The organism is Serratia sp. CY44782, from assembly GCF_052168715.1.
Classification (GTDB): Bacteria; Pseudomonadota; Gammaproteobacteria; order Enterobacterales; family Enterobacteriaceae; genus Serratia; species Serratia nevei.
In genome coordinates, this window is the sequence record NZ_JBJNME010000004.1 from 164,919 (window position 1) to 184,449 (window position 19,531).

General features: G+C 60.2%; 20 protein-coding genes and 1 other RNA gene. 13 read left to right on the forward strand and 8 right to left on the reverse strand.

All coding sequences use genetic code 11. The annotated features are described in order from the left end of the window. Positions 1–64: 64 nt before the first annotated feature. The 3 genes from ppiD to ACJ8HT_RS09050 all read left to right on the forward strand — a co-directional run bounded on the left by ppiD (position 65) and on the right by ACJ8HT_RS09050 (position 3,032). Complete coding sequence (gene ppiD, locus ACJ8HT_RS09040; protein ID WP_197652291.1) at positions 65–1,948, forward strand: peptidylprolyl isomerase; 1,884 nt, start codon at positions 65–67, stop codon at positions 1,946–1,948. Positions 1,949–2,086: 138 nt separating this feature from the next. After that, positions 2,087–2,464: a ComEA family DNA-binding protein gene (locus tag ACJ8HT_RS09045; protein ID WP_197652290.1), complete on the forward strand. Its 378-nt coding sequence runs from the start codon at positions 2,087–2,089 to the stop codon at positions 2,462–2,464. A 154-nt stretch (positions 2,465–2,618) separates the two neighbouring features. After that, positions 2,619–3,032 (forward strand): acyl-CoA thioesterase, encoded by a 414-nt coding sequence (locus tag ACJ8HT_RS09050; RefSeq protein ID WP_038876185.1) that lies wholly within the window; start codon positions 2,619–2,621, stop codon positions 3,030–3,032. Between the two features lie 35 nt (positions 3,033–3,067). Here ACJ8HT_RS09050 and queC read toward each other — a convergent pair whose 3' ends face one another. Both queC and ACJ8HT_RS09060 read right to left on the reverse strand, forming a co-directional pair. Further along, complete coding sequence (gene queC, locus ACJ8HT_RS09055) at positions 3,068–3,766, reverse strand: 7-cyano-7-deazaguanine synthase QueC (protein ID WP_197652289.1); 699 nt, start codon at positions 3,764–3,766, stop codon at positions 3,068–3,070. A gap of 114 nt (positions 3,767–3,880) precedes the next feature. Next, on the reverse strand, positions 3,881–5,596 hold the full coding sequence (locus ACJ8HT_RS09060) for an SgrR family transcriptional regulator (protein WP_197652288.1): 1,716 nt from the start codon (positions 5,594–5,596) through the stop codon (positions 3,881–3,883). Positions 5,597–5,700: 104 nt separating this feature from the next. On the opposite strand from ACJ8HT_RS09060, the gene cof reads away from it, so the two are divergent. Then, positions 5,701–6,525: an HMP-PP phosphatase gene (cof, locus tag ACJ8HT_RS09065; protein WP_033647299.1), complete on the forward strand. Its 825-nt coding sequence runs from the start codon at positions 5,701–5,703 to the stop codon at positions 6,523–6,525. Between the two features lie 60 nt (positions 6,526–6,585). Here the strand turns inward: cof and ACJ8HT_RS09070 are convergent, their stop codons facing one another. Further along, positions 6,586–7,626 (reverse strand): PLP-dependent cysteine synthase family protein, encoded by a 1,041-nt coding sequence (locus ACJ8HT_RS09070; RefSeq protein WP_015376851.1) that lies wholly within the window; start codon positions 7,624–7,626, stop codon positions 6,586–6,588. A 122-nt stretch (positions 7,627–7,748) separates the two neighbouring features. Here ACJ8HT_RS09070 and ACJ8HT_RS09075 point away from each other — a divergent pair, with 122 nt between their 5' ends. From ACJ8HT_RS09075 to amtB, 5 genes are all read left to right on the forward strand, one after another. Continuing rightward, a complete protein-coding gene (locus tag ACJ8HT_RS09075; RefSeq protein WP_004940330.1) occupies positions 7,749–8,210 on the forward strand; it encodes an Lrp/AsnC family transcriptional regulator in 462 nt (153 codons plus the stop codon). A 92-nt stretch (positions 8,211–8,302) separates the two neighbouring features. After that, positions 8,303–10,078, forward strand: coding sequence for a multidrug efflux ABC transporter permease/ATP-binding subunit SmdA (gene smdA, locus ACJ8HT_RS09080; RefSeq protein ID WP_038876191.1), 1,776 nt, complete (start codon positions 8,303–8,305; stop codon positions 10,076–10,078). Then, positions 10,071–11,849: a multidrug efflux ABC transporter permease/ATP-binding subunit SmdB gene (smdB, locus tag ACJ8HT_RS09085; RefSeq protein ID WP_197652287.1), complete on the forward strand. Its 1,779-nt coding sequence runs from the start codon at positions 10,071–10,073 to the stop codon at positions 11,847–11,849. Before smdA ends, smdB begins: the two co-directional genes overlap by 8 nt. A gap of 278 nt (positions 11,850–12,127) precedes the next feature. Further along, positions 12,128–12,466 carry a P-II family nitrogen regulator gene (glnK, locus tag ACJ8HT_RS09090; protein ID WP_004940327.1) on the forward strand — a complete coding sequence of 113 codons (339 nt, stop codon included), beginning with the start codon at positions 12,128–12,130 and terminating at the stop codon, positions 12,464–12,466. Between the two features lie 36 nt (positions 12,467–12,502). Continuing rightward, complete coding sequence (amtB, locus tag ACJ8HT_RS09095; RefSeq protein WP_197652286.1) at positions 12,503–13,789, forward strand: ammonium transporter AmtB; 1,287 nt, start codon at positions 12,503–12,505, stop codon at positions 13,787–13,789. A gap of 90 nt (positions 13,790–13,879) precedes the next feature. On the opposite strand, the gene tesB is transcribed toward amtB, so the two are convergent. Beyond that, the gene (tesB, locus tag ACJ8HT_RS09100) at positions 13,880–14,743 is read right to left on the reverse strand and encodes an acyl-CoA thioesterase II (RefSeq protein WP_197652285.1); all 864 of its coding nucleotides are present in this window, start codon (positions 14,741–14,743) and stop codon (positions 13,880–13,882) included. 231 nt (positions 14,744–14,974) lie between these two features. Between tesB and ACJ8HT_RS09105 the strand changes: the two genes are divergently transcribed. Continuing rightward, a complete protein-coding gene (locus tag ACJ8HT_RS09105; protein WP_016928846.1) occupies positions 14,975–15,466 on the forward strand; it encodes a YbaY family lipoprotein in 492 nt (163 codons plus the stop codon). Positions 15,467–15,530: 64 nt separating this feature from the next. On the opposite strand, the gene ACJ8HT_RS09110 is transcribed toward ACJ8HT_RS09105, so the two are convergent. Beyond that, a complete protein-coding gene (locus tag ACJ8HT_RS09110) occupies positions 15,531–15,845 on the reverse strand; it encodes an MGMT family protein (RefSeq protein WP_033642088.1) in 315 nt (104 codons plus the stop codon). A 156-nt stretch (positions 15,846–16,001) separates the two neighbouring features. Between ACJ8HT_RS09110 and ffs the strand changes: the two genes are divergently transcribed. Continuing rightward, an RNA gene (ffs, locus tag ACJ8HT_RS09115) (signal recognition particle sRNA small type) lies at positions 16,002–16,098 on the forward strand. A 309-nt stretch (positions 16,099–16,407) separates the two neighbouring features. Here the strand turns inward: ffs and ACJ8HT_RS09120 are convergent. From ACJ8HT_RS09120 to ACJ8HT_RS09130, 3 genes are all read right to left on the reverse strand, one after another. Next, positions 16,408–16,611 carry an HHA domain-containing protein gene (locus ACJ8HT_RS09120; protein WP_004940313.1) on the reverse strand — a complete coding sequence of 68 codons (204 nt, stop codon included), beginning with the start codon at positions 16,609–16,611 and terminating at the stop codon, positions 16,408–16,410. Between the two features lie 50 nt (positions 16,612–16,661). Then, positions 16,662–17,030, reverse strand: a complete 369-nt coding sequence (tomB, locus tag ACJ8HT_RS09125) for an Hha toxicity modulator TomB (protein ID WP_049199903.1) — start codon at positions 17,028–17,030, stop codon at positions 16,662–16,664. A 158-nt stretch (positions 17,031–17,188) separates the two neighbouring features. Further along, entirely contained in the window at positions 17,189–17,542 is a 354-nt protein-coding gene (locus ACJ8HT_RS09130) for a hypothetical protein (RefSeq protein WP_049199904.1), read from the reverse strand. 406 nt (positions 17,543–17,948) lie between these two features. Between ACJ8HT_RS09130 and ACJ8HT_RS09135 the strand changes: the two genes are divergently transcribed. Further along, a complete protein-coding gene (locus ACJ8HT_RS09135) occupies positions 17,949–18,662 on the forward strand; it encodes a metal ABC transporter ATP-binding protein (protein ID WP_197652284.1) in 714 nt (237 codons plus the stop codon). Next, positions 18,659–19,516 carry a metal ABC transporter permease gene (locus tag ACJ8HT_RS09140; RefSeq protein ID WP_194573008.1) on the forward strand — a complete coding sequence of 286 codons (858 nt, stop codon included), beginning with the start codon at positions 18,659–18,661 and terminating at the stop codon, positions 19,514–19,516. The genes ACJ8HT_RS09135 and ACJ8HT_RS09140 overlap by 4 nt, the downstream gene beginning before the upstream one ends. Positions 19,517–19,531 lie beyond the last annotated feature (15 nt).

Sequence of the window (19,531 nt, forward strand, 5' to 3'; positions counted from 1 at the left end):
TGTCGCAGGGAACGCGCCTGCACAAGGGTTGTTAATCCACATCACAGCGGAGTGTTGTCACACTATGATGGACAATTTACGCGCGGCTGCTAATCACGTCGTGCTCAAAATCATCCTGGCCCTGATCATCCTGTCATTCGTTCTGACCGGGGTGGGTAACTACCTGATCGGCGGCTCCGGCGATTATGCTGCGAAAGTAAATGGTCAGACGATCGAACGCGCTCAGCTGGAACAGGCTTTCCAAAGCGAGCGTAGCCGCATGCAGCAGCAGCTGGGTGACCAGTTCTCTGCGCTGGCCGGCAACGAAGGCTACATGCAGCAGATGCGCCGTCAGGTGTTGTCCCAGTTGATCGACAACATGCTGCTCGACCAGTACGCCAAGAAGCTGGGCCTGGCGGTCAGCGACGATCAGATCAAGGACGCCATCCGCAAGGCGCCTTACTTCCAGACCAACGGCCAGTTCGATAACGCCAAATACCTCGACCTGATCGGCCGTATGGGCTACACCGCCGACAACTTCGCGCAGTCGATGCGCCAGCAGCTGGTCAATCAGCAGCTGATCCAGGCCTTCGGCGAGTCCGGCTTCGTGCTGCCATCCGAATCGCAAGCTATGGCGGCGTTGGTGCTGCAGGAGCGCGACGTGCGCCTGGCGACCATCGATCTGAAGGCGCTGCAGGCGAAACAGAGCGCCGGCGACGACGAACTGAAGGCGTATTACGATCAGAACAAAAACAGCTTCATCGCACCGGAGCAGGTGAAGGTGAGCTATATCCCGCTGGACGCCGCGTCCATGCAGGACAAGGTGAAAGTGAGCGAAGAGGACATCAGCGCTTACTACGACCAGCACAAGAGCAGCTACGGCCAGCCGGAGCGTAAAAACTACAGCGTGATCCAGCTGAAAACCGAGGCGGAAGCCAACGCCGTGTTGGACGAGCTGAAGAAGGGCGCCGATTTCGCCACCCTGGCGAAAGAGAAATCCACCGATATCATCTCACGCCGTACCGGCGGCGAGCTGGGCTGGCTGGAGCCGGAAACCACCGCCGACGAGCTGAAGCAGGCTAACCTGACCGAGAAAGGGCAGCTGTCCGGCGTGGTGGAATCCTCCGTCGGCTTCCTGATCGTGCGTTTGAACGATATCGAACCTGAGAAAGTGAAGCCGCTGAGCGAAGTGCATGGCGCCATCGCCAAGCAGGTGCAGCAGGAGAAAGCGGTAGACGCGTATTACGCGCTGCAGCAGAAGGTGAGCGAAGCGGCGACCAGCGACAACGAATCGCTGGCCTCGGCTGAAGAAGCGGCAGGCGTGAAAGCGGCGCAAAGCGACTGGTTCACCCGTGACAACATTCCTGCCGCGCTGAACTTCAAGCCGGTCGTGCAGGCGATCTTCGACGGCTCGCTGATCGGCGAGAACGGCGCGCCGGGCAGCAACTCCGACGTGATCACCGTAGATGGCGACCGCGCCTTCGTGGTGCGCGTGAGCGGCCATAAGCCGGAAGGTATCGAACCATTCGACCAGGTGAAAGACCGCGTGGCCGAGCTGGTGAAGCGCAACAAAGCGGTGCAGGAAGCGAAACTGCAGGGCGAGAAGCTGCTGGTTGAGCTGAAGCAGGGCAAGGGCGACGAGGCGATGAAAGCCGCCGGCCTGAGCTTTGGCGCCGTGCAGAAGATGGCGCGCGCGCCGGAAGACAGCCAACTGGTGGAGAGCGTGTTCGCGCTGCCGCACCCGCAGGACGGCAAACCGGTGTACGGCATGTCGCAGGATCGCCAGGACAACGTGGTGCTGATCGCGCTCGATGCGGTGAAGGCAGGCACGCTGCCGGAAGACGAAATGAAAACCTTCGTCGGCAAGATGGAAGAGGGCGCGACCGGCGTTTCCTTCGATTCGCTGCTGGCGAGCCTGCGTAAAGAAGCCAAGATCAAAATGGGCGCCGCTGAGCAACAGCCTCAGTAATCGCCGCATTTTTCTGCAACGCAGTGCAACAAACAAAGGCCGCTTTCGCGGCCTTTTCCACATCTGATATCCGCCGATTGCTGAATATTCGCCGCCGCGGCAAGGTAGCCGTGCTGTCACACACAAGGAGGATACAGCATGCAACATACAGAGAAAAAATCAGCGTTATCAGGTTATCAGCATCACATGAAAGCTGCGCTGACCGCGCTGCTGTTGTGCCTGGCGGGGCCGGCCGCCGCGGTGGATAAAGCCGAGGCGCCTATGTTCTCAGCACCGGCGAGCAATGGCGGGCAAGCGATGATGACTAAGGCAACCGAAGAGGCGGCGGTCAGCATCAATCAGGCCACCGCCGAACAGCTGGCCGCCGCCTTGAGCGGCGTCGGTTTGAAGAAGGCGGAAGGCATCGTGCGCTACCGCGAACAGAACGGGCCGTTCACCCAGGTTGAGCAGTTGCAGGAGGTGCCGGGCATCGGGCCGGCGCTGTTTGAGAAGAACCGCACCCGGCTGAAAATGTGATCCCGGTCGCGGCTGCGTGGCAAAATGCCGCTGAGGCCGTCACTCCTCTGCTACATTTTACAGGTCTTACCAGTTTGGCGCGTTGACCAAACGGGCGAGGGAGTCTCCGTGGCTCCTTCTTTCTGTAATCACCAGGCAGGAGCGATCGTTCCCTATGCAAACCTTTATCAAAGTTCGCGGTTATCACCTTGATGTTTACCAGCACGTTAACAATGCCCGCTATCTGGAGTTTCTGGAAGAGGCGCGCTGGGAATGGCTGGAGAACGAGGCCGGATTCCGCTGGATGACGGAAAACAACATCGCTTTCATCGTGGTGAACATCAATATCAATTACCGCAGCCCGGCGGTATTGGGGGATAAGCTGCGTATCGACAGCCAGATGGTGCAGCTCAACGGCAAGAGCGGGGTGCTGAGCCAAAAGGTGACGCAGGATCCTGCGGGGACGCCGGTGGCCGACGCGCTGCTGACTTTCGTGTGTGTCGATCTGAAAACGCAGCGTGCGCTGCCGATCGAAGGAGAATTGCGCGAGCACCTGGAGGCGCTCACGCCGAAGGATAATCTGCAGTAAGCTCACGGGCGGCAGAGGCTGCCGCCGTCACTGCCTCAGGCCAGAGCGGCCTTCTGTTTCAACGCCGCCATCACTTCCGCCTGGTTGGCCCGGTACTGCATCAGGCCATTGGCGCGCAGGTTGCAGGCGGCACATTCGCCGCAGCCGTCACCCTTGATGCCGTTGTAGCAGGTCAGCGTATCCTGGCGTACGCGATCCAGCTGGTGGTAATAATCCGCCAGCGCCCAGGTCTCGGCCTTGTTCAGCCACATCAGCGGCGTTTCGAAGCGGATATCGCGGGCGATGCCCAGCGTCACTGCCTTGTTCAACGCTTTAACGAACTCGTCGCGGCAATCCGGATAGCCGGAGAAATCGGTTTCACACACGCCGGTGATCACCGCTTCCGCTTCCACCTGGTAGGCGTAGATCGCCGCCAGCGTCAGGAACAGGATGTTGCGGCCCGGCACGAAGGTGCTCGGCAGCGCATTTTTCTGATTGGGATCGTAGGCGGGAACCGGAATATTGTCGCGCGTCAGGCTGCTGACGGCCAGCTCATTGAGCAGCGTTACGTCCAGCACCTTGTGTGCCTTGGCGCCGAGGGCCGCCGACAGCTCTTGAGCCACTTCAATCTCGGCGCGATGGCGCTGGCCGTAATCGAACGTGACGCAGTGAACTTCATCATACTGTTGCAATGCCTGGATCAAGCAGGTCGTGGAGTCTTGTCCACCGCTGAAAACGACAACCGCGCGCTTCATAAAATCACCTTTTTGGGCTTTGGCCTCTCCCGATACACATTCGGGCGGCAGGATAAAATTGCGTTGCGGCGACAATAGTAGCAGAAAGGGCCGCCAGGCGCAGGGCGGTTCGGCTCAGGCCGGTGCGTTGTCCACCGGCGGCGGCAGCCACGCCTGGCAAAAATCGAACCAGCCGTGGGCGGTTAGCGTGACGCCATGCATGCGCGGCGGCGCGCTGATCTGATACTGGTAGTGAAACAGCGGCGTGATGATAGCGGTGGCCATCAGCCGTTGATAATAAGCCTGCAGCTGTGCGAAGCGCGGTTGCTGCGCCTGCAGCTGCTGGATCTGTCGCAGCGTGTCCTGCTGCTGCTGCCAGCGGCTTTCCGTCAGGATACCACGCCACAGCGTATCCTGCCGCAGCCAGCTCTCCAGCGTCGCCTCCGGCGCTTCACCGATCAGGTTGTCTGCCAGCAGAAGGTCGGCTTGGGCGATCTGTTCCTCGCTTTGCCAGCGTTTACCGGCGTAGTAACGCACCTCCAGCTCGCAGCCGTGCTGCGCCAGCAGCCGCTGCAGCGCGACCGTCACCGTTTCCAGCTCGACCGGCGGCCGATACAGCAGCGTCAGCCGGGCGGGCAGGGTGACATCTTCCTCAATCCGTTGGCTTGGAATACGCCAGCCAGGCAGCATTTCATGGCTGGGGGTGATCACGCTGTTGGGAATAGGCAGACGGCTCAGCAGGCCGGACTGCTGGATCAGCATCAGCAGCTTTTGCCCCTGGGCTTCGCTCAGCACGCCGTGGCGCAGGTTCAGCGCCAGATAACACCAGCCCAGGCTCATGCTGCGCTGCACCGGCCGGGCCTGCGCCAAATCGTCTTGCTGACCGATGGTGATGCGCACCGGATGCTGGCAACTGGTGTCGGCGCCGGCGGTGGGCAGGTCGGGGGTGATCCAGTACTCGATGGTGTCCAGATATGGGTGCTGCAGATGGTAACCGGCGTGCTGTTCCAGCCGCACCAGCTGCGGTTCATTCAGCGCCAGCTTGAACGGGCCGGCGCCGATGCCCGGCAGCTCCGGGTGGGTCATCAGGCAAGGCAGTTCCGCCAGCCGGTGGGCCAGCCAATAGTCCGCCAGGTGCAGATCGAACTGGATGCACAGCGGATGCGGCAGGCTGATGTGCGCGACGTTGGCCAGGCTGGGTTGGCTGCGCGGGTGGCGCTGCAGTTTTTCCAGCGTTTGCAGCAGCTGTTGGCCGGTCAGCGGTTCACCGTTATGCCAGCGCAGCTGACTGCGTAGAAAGAAGCGCCAGCGCAGGCCGTGCTCGCCAATCTGCCAGTGGTGCGCCAGATCGGGCTGCGGTTCCGGGTTACCGGTCATCAGGCGCGTCAGCCCGGCGTGCAGGGTCGATACCAGATGTTGCTCGGCGCGGCCGGTCAGCGTGAGTGGGTCGAGCGCTTCCAGCGTGCGGTAATAGGGAATGCGCAGCGTCGGGCTGCCGGCCTGCCATTGCCCGCCGAGGTGCGGGCTGAGCAGATCCTGCAGGTGCTGCGGATCGAGCTGCGCCATTTCCAGCGCCCCCTGATGGTTGCCCTGTTGCAGCAGCTGTTGCAGCAGCTGCGCGCGCAGTTCATCCGGGGTTTTCAGGCAATGCAGGCGGGCGCGTTTGCCGCGGCCGGGCTGCGAATGCCAGCTCAGCCAGCCCTGATCCTGCAGCTGTTGCACCAGCGTGCGGGCGTGCCGTTCGCTGCAGTAGAACATCGCCGCCAGCTCGCCGATGGTCACGGCGACCGGCGCGCTGCCGAGCTGTTGGTACAGGCGTTGATATTGGCTGAGACGGTGAACCAGGCGCATGGGCAGAAATCCGGAACAGTTTTCTCAAATTGTTCACTATTACTTCCGCAAATACCATCCCATACTGCACTGATTGTAATCGCGTTCACATTCAAGAGGTCTTTATGTATCGCCTGGCAGCTTTTGATATGGACGGCACGCTGTTGATGCCGGATCACCGGGTTGGCCCGGAAACGCTGGCGGTGCTGAACCAGCTGGTAGAGCGGGAAATGGTGGTGACGTTCGCCACCGGGCGGCACTACCTCGACGCGCAGCCGATCATGGCGCAGCTGGGGCTGCAGGGTTACCTGATCACCGGCAACGGCACGCGAGTGTATGACAACCGCGGCCAACAGCTGCACGCCACCGATTTGCCGGCGGCGGTCGCCGAAGAGGTGCTGCATCATCATTGGCGCACCCGCGCCAGCATGCATGTGTTCCGCGATGAAGGTTGGCTGACCGAGTTTCCCGTGCCGGAAGAGATGCTGCGAGCGCACCACCTGAGCGGCTTTCGTTTTCAGCTGGCCGACGTGCGCCGCCTGCCGGCGTTCGGCAACAGCAAGGTGTGCTTTGTCGCGCCGCATGAGGAGCTGCTGGCTTTACAGGTGCAGCTGCGGGCACAGCTGGGCGACGAGGCTGACCTGTGCTTTTCCGCTTACGACTGTCTGGAAGTGCTGCCGCTCGGTTGCAACAAAGGCACGGCGCTGGACCGGCTGAGCCGCCATCTGGGGCTGACGATGGCCGACTGCATGGCGTTCGGCGACGCGATGAACGACAAAGAGATGCTGGGGGCGGTGGGGCACGGCGTGGTGATGGGCAACGCTCTACCGCAGCTGAAATCCCTGCTGCCGCAGCTACCGGTTATCGGCCATTGCCAGCAACAGGCGGTGGCCCACTATTTACAACATTGGCTGCGTTCACCTTGCCTCACCTATTCCCCCGAAGAATGAGGTTCTCCTTACAGCCGGCCGGGTATGACTACCCGGCTTTTTTTTATCCGGAGCCTGGCGTTACAAATCCGCCAGCTGCGCCAGATACGGCTGCAGATCGCCGATGTTGTTGCTGACCCATTCCGGGTTGTAATAGGTATCCAGATAACGCTCGCCGCTGTCGCACAGCAGGGTGACGATCGACCCTTGCTCGCCGTTTTCCCGCATCTGTTTCGCCAGCTGCAGCGCACCCCAGACGTTGGTGCCGGTGGAGGCGCCAACCTTGCGGCCTAACACGCCTTCCAGCCAGTGAATGGTGGCGACGCTGGCGGCATCCGGCACCCGCAGCATGTTGTCGACCACCGACGGGATGAACGACGGCTCGGCGCGAGGGCGGCCGATGCCTTCGATACGGCTGCCGCAGCTGCCGATCAGGGTGCGATCGCCGTGGTGGAAGCAGTCATAGAACACCGAATTTTCCGGATCGACCACCGTCAATTGGGTGTCGTGCCCCTGATAGCGGATGTAGCGCCCCAGCGTGGCGGAGGTGCCGCCGGTGCCGGCGCTCATCACGATGTGTTTCGGCACCGGGAAGGGTTCACGCGCCATCTGGCGGAAAATGCTGTCGGCAATGTTGTTGTTGCCGCGCCAGTCGGTGGCGCGTTCGGCGTAGGTGAACTGATCCATATAGTGGCCGTTCAGCTCTTTCGCCAGCTGTTCGGAGGCGGCGTAGATCTGGGCGGCGTGATCGACGAAGTGACAGCGGCCGCCGTAAAAGGCGATCTGCTCCACCTTGCGGCGCGCGGTGCAGGATGGCATCACCGCGATGAACGGCAGGCCGATCAGACGAGCGAAGTAGGCTTCGGACACCGCGGTGCTGCCGGAAGAGGCCTCGATGATGGTGGTGTTCTCGGTGATCCAGCCGTTACACAGGCCATAAAGGAACAGCGAGCGTGCCAGACGGTGTTTCAGGCTGCCGGTCGGGTGGGTGCTCTCATCCTTCAGATACAGGCAGATGCCGGGAAACGCCGGCAGGTTCAGGCGGATCAGGTGCGTATCGGCGGAGCGCTGAAAATCCGCTTCTATTTCACCGATAGCATATTTTACCCAAGAGTTTGTCATGATTTGGCCTCAAAATAGGGGGCTGGTTTATGGCGTAGCATAGCCTGTCGGCAGGAAAAAAGGATTGCCATTTTCCCTGTTTAATCGCCTAATGAGAGAAAATTTTTCTCCTGGTGGCCGCTATGTTAGATAAAACAGACCGTAAGCTGCTGTGCATGCTGCAGCAAGATTGCACCCAGTCGCTGCAGGCGCTGGCCGATGCGGTCAATTTGACCTCGACGCCGTGCTGGAAACGGTTGAAGCGCCTGGAAGACGAGGGCTATATCCGCGGCCGGGTGGCGCTGCTGGATAACGAAAAGCTCGGCCTGGGGCTGACGGCGTTCGTGCTGATCAAGACCCAGCAGCACAGCAGCGAGTGGTATCAGGCGTTTGTGCAACTGACCAGCCAGATGCCCGAGGTGCTGGCGTTCTACCGCATGGCGGGGGAGTACGACTATCTGATGCAGGTCGAAGTGGCGGACATGAAAAGCTACGACGGCTTCTATAAGCGCCTGGTGAACGGCGTACCGGGCCTCATCGATGTCACCTCAAGCTTTGCCATGGAAAAAATCAAATACACCACCGCGCTACCGGTGCCGGAGTGAAAAGTTCACCGGACGGGCGGCTCAACGGTGGTATCCTGTTCTGCTGAAGCAGAAAAAGAGACAAATCCCATAAAACCCTGGAATCAAACTGCGTGAGATTATTTGCTCAAATCGGCTGGTACTTCCGCCGGGAGTGGCGCCGCTACCTCGGGGCGGTGGTGCTGCTGATCGTCATCGCCATCCTGCAACTGCTGCCGCCTAAGCTGGTCGGCATCATCGTGGACGGCGTCACCGAAAAACAAATGTCTACCGGCGTGCTGATGGCCTGGCTCGGGCTGATGATCGGCACCGCGATCGTCGTTTACCTGCTGCGCTATGTGTGGCGGGTGTTGCTGTTCGGCGCGTCCTACCAACTGGCGGTCGAGCTGCGCGAAAACTTTTACCGCCAGCTCAGCCGGCAAAACCCGGCGTTCTACCTGCGCCACCGCACCGGCGATCTGATGGCGCGCGCCACCAACGACGTGGACCGCGTGGTGTTCGCCGCCGGCGAAGGCGTGCTGACGCTGGTGGATTCGCTAGTGATGGGGCTGGTGGTGCTGGTGGTGATGAGCACCCAAATCAGCTGGCAGCTGACGGTCCTGGCGTTGATCCCGATGCCGCTGATGGCGATCGCCATCAAATATTACGGCGACCAGCTGCACCAGCGCTTTAAATCGGCGCAGGCGGCGTTTTCCAGCCTGAATGATCAGGCTCAGGAAAGCATGACCAGCATCCGCATGATCAAGGCCTTTGGGCTGGAAGATCACCAATCCAACCGCTTTGCCGAGGTGGCGGCGCAGACCGGCGCCAAGAACATGCACGTGGCGCGGGTGGATGCGCGCTTCGATCCGACCATTTATATCGCTATCGGCGCCTCTAACCTGCTGGCCATCGGCGGCGGCAGCTGGATGGTGGTGAACGGGTCGCTGACGCTCGGGCAGCTGACCAGCTTTGTGATGTATCTCGGCCTGATGATCTGGCCGATGCTGGCGCTGGCCTGGATGTTCAACATCGTCGAACGCGGCAGCGCGGCCTACAGCCGCATCCGCAGCCTGCTCGACGAGGCGCCGGCGGTGCAGGACGGCCCGCAGGCGTTGCCGGCCGGCCGCGGCGTGCTGGACGTGGATATCCGCGCGTTCCACTACCCGGAAAACCCGCATCCGGCGCTGCATGACGTGGCGCTGACGCTGAAGCCGGGGCAGATGCTGGGGCTGTGCGGGCCGACCGGCGCCGGCAAGTCGACGCTGTTGTCGCTGATCCAGCGCCAGTTCGACGTCGACCAAGGGCAGATCCGCTATCACGGCCTGCCGTTGCCGCAGGTCAAACTCGACGACTGGCGTTCGCGGCTGTCGGTGGTGAGCCAGACGCCGTTCCTGTTCTCCGATACCGTGGCGAACAATATCGCGCTGGGTCATCCGGGGGCGACGCAGGCGCAGATCGAACAGGCGGCGCGGTTGGCCAGCGTCCATGAGGACATTCTGCGGCTGCCGCAGGGCTATGACACCGAAGTGGGCGAACGCGGCGTGATGCTGTCGGGCGGGCAGAAACAACGTATCTCCATTGCGCGTGCGCTGCTGCTGGATGCGGAGATCCTGATCCTCGACGACGCGCTGTCGGCGGTGGACGGCCGTACCGAACACCAGATCCTGCACAACCTGCGCAGCTGGGGGCAAGATCGCACGGTGATCATCAGCGCGCACCGGCTGTCGGCCTTGACCGAGGCCAGCGAGATCCTGGTGATGCAGCACGGCGGCGTTGCGCAGCGCGGCGATCCGGCGGCGCTGGCGGCGCAGCCGGGCTGGTATCGCGATATGTACCGTTATCAGCAGCTGGAAGCGGCGCTGGACGAAGCGCCGGAAAACGGCGAGGAGGCGTTGGCCGATGAATAAAGTGCAAAAGCTGTGGCCGACGCTGAAGCGGCTGCTGGCCTATGGCTCGCCGTACCGCAAACCGCTGGGGTTGGCGGTGCTGATGCTGTGGATCGCGGCGGCGGCGGAAGTCGCCGGGCCGATCCTGGTGAGCTATTTTATCGATAACTACGTCGCCAAAGGGCAACTGCCGCTGACGATCGTCGGCGGGCTGGCGGCGGCTTACATTCTGCTGGAGCTGCTGGCGGCGGCGCTGCACTACTTCCAGGCGCTGCTGTTCAACCAGGCGGCGGTGGGCGTGGTGCAGCGGCTGCGCACCGACGTGATGGACGCCGCGCTGCGCCAGCCGCTCAGCGCCTTCGATACGCAGCCGGTCGGGCAATTGATCTCACGCGTCACCAACGACACCGAGGTGATCAAGGATCTGTACGTGATGGTGGTCTCCACGGTGCTGAAAAGCGCCGCGCTGATCGGCACCATGCTGGTGGCGATGTTCAGCCTCGACTGGCGCATGGCGCTGGTGGCGGTCTGCATCTTCCCGGCGGTGTTCGTGGTGATGGGCATCTATCAATACTACAGTACGCCGATCGTGCGACGGGTGCGCAGCTATCTGGCGGACATCAACGACGGTTTCAACGAAGTGATCAACGGCATGGGCGTGATTCAGCAGTTCCGCCAGCAGGTGCGCTTCGGCGAACGCATGAGCGCCGCCAGCCAGTCGCACTATCTGGCGCGCATGCAGACCCTGCGGCTCGACGGTTTCCTGCTGCGGCCGCTGCTCAGCCTGTTTTCGGCGCTGGTGCTGTGCGGATTGCTGATGCTGTTCGGCTTCAGCGGCGAGGGGGTGATTGGCGTCGGCGTGCTCTACGCCTTCATCAACTACCTGGGGCGCCTGAACGAACCGCTGATCGAGCTCACGTCGCAGCAGTCGATCCTGCAGCAGGCGGTGGTGGCCGGTGAACGCATTTTCGAGCTGATGGATCGCAGCCAGCAGAGTTACGGCGCCGACGATCGTCCGCTGGCCGGTGGCCGCATCGACATCACCGATCTGAGCTTCGCTTACCGCGCGGACAAAAAGGTGCTGCAGCACATTTCGCTGGCGGTGCCTTCGCGCGGTTTCGTGGCGCTGGTCGGGCATACCGGCAGCGGCAAGAGTACCTTGGCCAACCTGCTGATGGGCTATTACCCGGTCAGCGAGGGGGAAGTGCGCCTCGATGGCCGCCCGATCTCCAGCCTGTCGCACCGCACGCTGCGCCAGGGCGTGGCGATGGTGCAGCAGGATCCGGTGGTGATCGCCGATTCGGTGCTGGCCAACGTCACGTTGGGGCGCAACATCGAGGAAGACGCCGTGTGGCAGGCGCTGGAAACGGTGCAGCTGGCGAGTCTGGTGCGCGGCTTCCCGCAGGGAATTCACACCCGGCTGGGGGAGCAGGGCAATAACCTGTCCGTCGGGCAGAAACAGCTGCTGGCGCTGGCGCGGGTCTTGGTGCAGGCGCCGCAGATCCTGATCCTCGACGAGGCGACCGCCAATATCGACTCGGGCACCGAACAGGCGATCCAGCGCGCGCTGCGTGCGATCCGCGAGCACACCACGCTGGTGGTGATCGCCCACCGGCTGTCGACCATCGTCGATGCCGACTCCATCCTGGTGCTGCATCGCGGCCAGGCGGTAGAGCAGGGCAACCATCAGCAGCTGCTGGCGCAGCAGGGGCGCTACTACCAGATGTACCAGCTGCAGCTGGCGGGCGAGCAGCTGGCGGAAGCGGTGCGCGAAGAGAGCCAACCCGCCTGAACATGGGCCGCGCTCGCGGCCCCTCTTTCTTTCCCACGCACCACAAGCAGGCAACTCGCCTGCGCCATGCCCCCTTTCTGCACTTTTTCGACGCGATGCGCACCAAATCAGTGCGCGATATTTAATCAATTCAGGGTATCGGTATGGCGCCGCGGCCTGATGGTGCCCGCGCTCCCGCTAATCCGCTGAATCGTCATGCAAAATCAAATTTGGCACAGGCCTTGCTACATATGACGCGTACCAGGGGTGAGTTTGGGCTTAATTCGTGGAGGGGCAATATGAAGCTGGTGACCGTGGTAATCAAACCGTTCAAGCTGGAGGACGTGCGCGAGGCTCTGTCCTCCGTGGGCATTCAGGGGTTGACCGTAACCGAAGTGAAGGGCTTTGGCCGCCAGAAGGGGCACGCCGAGCTGTATCGCGGCGCCGAATATAACGTCAACTTCCTGCCCAAGGTCAAAATCGACATCGCCATCGCTGACGATCAGTTGGATGAAGTGGTTGATGTGATTAGCAAAGCCGCCTACACCGGCAAAATCGGCGACGGCAAAATTTTCGTTGCCGAGTTGCAACGCGTGATCCGCATTCGCACCGGCGAAACCGACGAATCGGCACTGTAACCGCGAACTCAGTTAAGTGATGGGGATGGATTGATAATGAAAAGACTGTTATCCATGTTGGGCCTGAGTTCGGTAACCCTGGTTCCTTCTTTGGCCCTGGCCGCCCCGGCGGTCGCCGATAAGGCCGACAACGCCTTTATGATGATCTGCACCGCGTTGGTGCTGTTCATGACGCTGCCGGGCATCGCGCTGTTTTACGGCGGCCTGCTGCGCGGCAAAAACGTGCTGTCGATGCTGACGCAGGTCACCGTCACCTTCGCGCTGGTCTGCGTGCTGTGGGTGCTGTATGGCTACAGCCTGGCGTTCAGCGAGGGCAATGCGGTGTTCGGCGGATTCGAGACGGCGATGCTGAAAGGCATCGGCATCGACAGCGTCACCGGCAGCATCAGCCAGATGATCCACGTCGCCTTCCAGGCTTCCTTCGCCTGTATCACCGTGGCGCTGGTGGTGGGCGGCTTTGCCGAACGCATTCGCTTCTCGGCGGTGCTGATCTTCGCGATTCTGTGGTTCACGCTGTCTTATCTGCCGATTGCGCACATGGTGTGGGGCGGCGGCTACCTGGCCACCGACGGCGCATTGGACTTCGCCGGCGGCACCGTGGTGCACATCAACGCCGCCAGCGCCGGGTTGGTCGGCGCCTACCTGATCGGCAAGCGCGCCGGCTTCGGTAAAGAGGCCTTCAAACCGCACAACCTGCCGATGGTGTTTACCGGGGCGTCCATCCTGTATATCGGCTGGTTCGGCTTCAACGCCGGCTCCGCCAGCGCGGCCAACGGCATTGCGGCCCTGGCATTCCTCAACACCGTGGTCGCCACCGCGGGCGCCATTCTCTCCTGGACCTTCGCCGAATGGGTGCTGCGCGGCAAGCCTTCGCTGCTGGGTGCCTGCTCCGGCATGATCGCCGGGTTGGTTGCGGTGACGCCGGCGGCGGGCACCGTGGGCGTGGGCGGGGCGTTGATCATCGGCCTGGTGGGCGGTGTCGCAGGCCTGTGGGGCGTCGTGACGCTGAAGAAATGGCTGAAGGTGGACGACACCTGTGACGTGTTTGGCGTGCACGGGGTGTGCGGCATCGTCGGCTGCCTGCTGACCGGCGTGTTCACCGCCTCTTCACTGGGCGGCACCGGCTACGCCGAAGGGGTGACGATGGGCCATCAGGTCTGGATCCAGCTGGTGAGCGTGCTGATCACGCTGGTGTGGTCGAGCGTCGCCGCTTTTATCGCCTTCAAGATCGCGGGCGCCATGGTGGGCCTGAGAGTACCGGAAGAGCAGGAACGCGAGGGGCTGGATGTCAACAGCCACGGCGAGAGCGCCTACAACCAATAAGACTCGAAGCAGGGCAGTGCGCTAAAGACTAAAATAATGATGAAGCCGACAGGGGCGATGGAAACATCGCCCCTCTCTTTATGCTGCGGATCAGGCGTCGCGCTGGCGAATCACCCCTTCCTGCACGGTGGTGGCGACCAGGACGCCGTCGCGGGTGTAGATCTGGCCGCGTACAAAGCCCCGTGCGCCGGAAGCGGAGGAGCTCTCCACCGCGTACAGCAGCCAGTCATCCATGCGGAACGGGCGGTGGAACCACATGGAGTGGTCAATGGTGGCCACTTGCATGCCAGGCTCCAGGAAGCCGACGCCGTGCGGCTGCAGCGCCGTTGGCAGGAAGTTAAAGTCCGACGCGTAGCCCAGCAGATATTGGTGGATGCGTTGATCGTCCGGCATGCTGCCGTTGGCGCGGAACCAGACGTAGCGATGCGGTTCTTCCACGCTGCCTTTCAGCGGGTTGTGGAATTTCACCGGGCGCATTTCGAGCGGCTTTTGGCCGATAAATTTTTCGCGCACTTTTTCCGGCAGCATATGCGCCAGCTTCTGGGCGATCTCTGATTCGGACAGCAGCCCTTCCGGCGGCGGCACGTCCGGCATCAGGTTCTGGTGCTCGAAACCCGCCTCCGGGCTCTGGAAGGAGGCGGTCATATAGAAGATAGGTTTACCGTGCTGGATGGCGCTGACGCGGCGCGCGCTGAAGCTGTTGCCGTCGCGCAGGGTTTCCACGTCGTAAACGATAGGCTTGCTGCTGTCGCCCGGGCGCAGGAAGTAACTGTGGAACGAATGCACGCTGCGCTCGTCCGGCACCGTCTGTTTGGCGGCGTACAGCGCCTGGCCGACCACCTGCCCGCCGAACACCTGGCGCAGCCCCAAATCTTCACTCTGGCCGCGGAACAGCCCTTCTTCGATTTTCTCCAGATCCAGCAGATCGAGGAGGTTTTGCAATGCCTGGCTCATAAAGTTGTTACCTTTCTAATAATCATTTTGCGCAGTGTGCGGAATATCACGGCGCGGCGTCAACATCTTGCGTTATGGGGCCGATGAGAATGCTCTTAATAGTGGGCGCTTTGGACAGGCTAAGTGATTAATAGGTGGAGCAAAGTGGATTTGTCAGTGTTTTGTGCTAAGTTTAATAGGTGCGGTGGTGAAAGCCACCAACATGTTGATAATAAAAAAGGAGACCGATCCATGAAACTCTGGCAAATCGTAGGCGGTGCCGCGGCACTGACGATCACGCTGGCAGGATGCGCGCAAAAGAGTGCTGATGTGCCTACACAGGCGGCCGGTAACCCGGCGGCTGCGCAAACGCAGATTCAGGGCCCGGCGGTGACAGGTTCGGTTAATATACGTCAGCGCATTGCGCTGCCGCCGGACGCCGTACTGACGGTCACCCTCTCTGACGCCTCGCTGGCGGATGCGCCGTCTAAAGTGATTGCACAGCGCGCGGTACGCACTGAAGGGCAACAGGCGCCGTTCAGCTTTACGCTGCCGTATAACCCGTCCGACATCCAACCGAATGCGCGTATCATTCTGAGCGCGGCGGTGACGGTCAACGGGCGACTGATGTTTATTACCGACACCATCCAGGAAGTGGTTAATCGCAACGGTACTCGTGCCGATCTGCTGCTGGTTCCGGTTCAGGGTGTGCCGATTCAGGCTGCGCCAACCGCTATGCAGTAATCATACTGCGGTACAGCAAGACCAAATCAACAGCCTTTGCGCTTCGGCCAAAGGCTGTTTTGTTTTACCAGCGCCAACCATAGCGATCGAAGTCGACCGTGCTGTGCGGGCCGAAAATAATTCCCTCCGCCAGCAATGCTTGCCGTTGCCGTTGAAAATCCTCCCCTTGCTGCGAGATCTGTCCGTGCCGGTTGATCACCCGGTGCCAGGGCAGCGTGCTGCCTTCCGGCAAACGCCGCAGCACGCCGCCGACCTGGCGTGCGGCACGCGGCGAACCGGCCAGTCGGGCGACTTCGCCGTAGGTGGTGACTTTGCCGTAAGGAATGGCGGCCACGATATGGAATACCCGTTGGCTGAAAGAGGCGTCTTCTGGTTGCATGTTGCTGTTCCTGCGTGAGTCAAAACCCAGGCGAAGAGTGTGCCACAATGCAGGTGGGCAAGAAAACAGCGGTTGGTCCCGGTTGGCTTGCTATTTGATGGGGCATCGCCGATAATGCCCACCGCTTCAGAGTACAGAAGCCGTCAATGGGGGCCCTGTTGGTTCTCCCGCAACACTAACTTGTGAACTCGGTCAGGTCCGGAAGGAAGCAGCCGCAGCAGGTGACGTGTGTGCCGGGATGTAGCTGGCAGGGTCCCCACCCATTTGGGCCTTCGCCAACCCGTGTTTTCGCTACTCACACCCCACTCAACGATTACCTGTCTCTGCCGTCAGAGAGAGTGACAAAACCTGTCTTTACTGCCCGCCATCAATTTTCTGGATAATGCATTAGTGGCTAATGAGAAGCGGTGAGGTAACTTATCTCGATTTTAAAGAGAATTTCTTACACTCATTATTATTGAGAGGGGAACGCAAATGAAATTTTACTGTCAATAGGAAAAGTACGTATTCAACTTGGACATTGAAGCCGATAAAGACATCGGCTCAACGCGTTGGGGGCTGATTATCTGACATATTTCCAAACGGAGGTGGGGATTTTGTCATACAGTTTGTTCATGGTGAGCTCCGCCAGACGGTGATCGGCAGCTGAGTAAAACAGCTCCAGTTCATCATCGGAAAGTTCGTACTTATTTTTCTCAATAACTCGTTCGAGAGTATCAATCGTGGTGCATTTACGTAAACGCATCAGATAGTCGGTTTTAGTCATGATGGCCTTTTAGTTTAATAACCGTAAAATAGCTCGGGAATAATTATCCCCTAAGTTTTCATTGTCGTACAGATGTCCTCTCCTGAGAACATTCTGAATAATCTCGCCTTGGTTTTTTGCCAGCGGCGCAGGTCGGAATCATTGATACCGTAGCTGCTGAATAGCGTATAGGTATCGTCGAGATATTCTTCGACTAACTCCGACAGGTCGGATTCGTCCATGTATTTAATTTTATAACTCATCACAAACGAAGCGATATGTTCGATCAACTCATTAAGCTGCAGGTTGACGGAGGATGTCGGATCGTTGACCCACCCGTGGTGGCTGTCACTCAGGGTAGCGATACCTTCATCATACAAATTTTCGCACAAGAATTTGAGCTGAGCAATGTCGTGTCGCTTAGGCGAATACTCATCCATATCATCCCCTCCGTAAGTCTTAATTGCGGTGTGATAACACTATGTGAGTAAGCTGATTTACATCATGAACGGAGGCAGCTTAACGGTGGTTAAATAAACTTCCCGTAAAATGAATATAAATCATTTTTTCGCGTTTGGCCTGTAGTTATTACGTAAACTTACAATTCATCCGCAGTTGATGGACGCGAGTTATCAATGATGTCGAAGATTAAACCCTGCTCGGTCACTTGGAACCGGGCGCTATCATTGATGGTATCTTCGCTATTGATATCCAGACAGGCATTAAAAATGCCCCACTTATAGCGATAACTCATTGAATAATCGTTGTCACCTTGTTGCACTATATCAAGTATTTCTAATGAATCCTCGGCATAGCGTGCGCTTTCAGAATAAAAACTGAGTCCGCTGGTCAGCGCCGGCACTAACTCCGCTATATTGTCATTAATCACTTTCTTTAATTTTTTAACAGAAAGTGCGTTCACTTCCAGGCTACAGGCAAGGGTAACAAGCATTAATCTCGGCCAACAGCAATGTTATCTGCTTATCTTACTCCTTTTCCACTCGCGCCGGTAAATTTTTCGATGTACTGCTGTTTTTCACCTTCCGCTAACACTTGCGTCGAACGGGAATATCCCTGAGGTTGATAAGGGGGATGGCGGTGGAAGGCCCGCCGTGCGAGCACTGTTACGTTCCGTTGCATTATTGGCAAGGCAGGGCTTGAGACACTGTAGTTATTGTGATGTTATATTATAACCATTATTCCATCGCACTGGTCACGACTTTGACTCCCACTTCACAACATGGCGCTGCGTCGTCACTGAATTCATTGTTTACTACCTCCGCCGCCGCGCGCTGTGTGGGTGCCGTTGTACTGCTGGCCCTGCTGTGGCTCGGCATCTTCTGGGCGGTGTCGCTACCATGATCACTTTGCGTCAGTTGGCGATAGGCTATGGGGCCACGCAGCTTTTTCCTCCGCTCAGCGGGCAGTTTACCGCCGGATCGTTAACCGCGGTGGTGGGTGTCAACGGGGCAGGTAAGTCGACGCTGCTGAAAACCTTCGCCGGATTGTTGCCGCCGTTGGATGGCAGCCTGAATTTTAGCGGCGGAAAGCCACCGCGCAGAGCGTATTTACCGCAGCAGGCGGAGCTGGATCGGCAGTTCCCCATCGCGGTGAGCGATCTGGTGGCGATGGGCTGTTGGCCGCAAAGCGGCATGTTCGGCGGCATGAACAAGCGTGCGGTGAGCCAGGTCAATGAGGCGCTGGCGAACGTTGGCATGAGCGCGCTCGCGCGCAGCCCGGTAGGCGAGCTGTCCGGCGGCCAGCTGCAGCGAGTGCTGTTTGCGCGCCTGTTGGTTCAACAGGCGCCGCTGATCCTGTTGGATGAGCCTTTTACCGGCATCGACAGCGCCACCACGCAAATTTTGCTGCAGGTGATTGCGCAACTGCATCGGCAAGGGAAAACGGTGATCGCTGTGCTGCACGATATGTCGATGGTTGCCGAGCATTTTCCGCAGGCGCTGTTGCTGACGCCGCAGGCTTGCCACTGGGGCGCGGCCGAGCGGGTGTTGGAACAGGTGCCGAAGTATTACGTCGCCGAACGGCAGCCTGAGCTGCGGGCGGTGGCGCCATGATGCTGTGGCATGGGCTTATCGATCCTTTCCTCTCTTTCGGTTTTATGCGCCGCGCGCTCATGGCGTGCCTGGCGTTGTCGCTCAGCGCAGCCCCGCTGGGCGTGTTTCTGCTGCTGCGTCGCATGAGCCTGGTGGGGGATGCCTTGTCCCACGCGGTGTTGCCGGGTGCGGCGATCGGCTATCTGATCTCCGGCATGTCGCTGGTGGCGATGGGCGTGGGCGGCTTTATCGCCGGGCTGGCGGTGGCGATGCTGTCCGGCCTGGTGAGCCGTCGCACGCCGCTGAAAGAGGATGCCAGCTTCGCCGGGTTCTATCTGGGATCGTTGGCGCTGGGGGTCACGCTGGTCTCGCTGCGCGGTTCCAGCGTGGATCTGCTGCACGTGCTGTTCGGTTCGATTCTGGCGGTGGATGCACAGGCCATGGTGATGGTCGGTGCGATTGCCTCGGTTTCGCTGCTGGCGCTGGCGGCGCTGTATCGTGCGTTGGTGATCGAATCCTTCGACGTGACTTTTCTGCGCGTCAACGCGCCGCGCCGCTTGGCGCTGATCCACGGCCTGTTTCTGGCGCTGGTGGTGGTCAATCTGGTGGCGGGATTCCAGATCCTCGGCACTTTAATGTCGGTGGGGCTGATGATGCTGCCCGCCGCCAGTGCACGCTTATGGGCGCGCAATCTGCCGCAGACGCTGGCGACGGCGATGGGCATCGGCGCGCTTTCCAGCGTGATGGGGCTGGTGTGGTCCTATTACGCTTCGCTGCCGGCCGGCCCGGCGATCGTGCTCAGCGCCAGCGTCATCTTTTTCGTCTCTATCCTGTTTGGAACGCGCGGAGGCATTTTTGCCTTCGCGCGCCGTTGAGAAGTGCCATTTGCA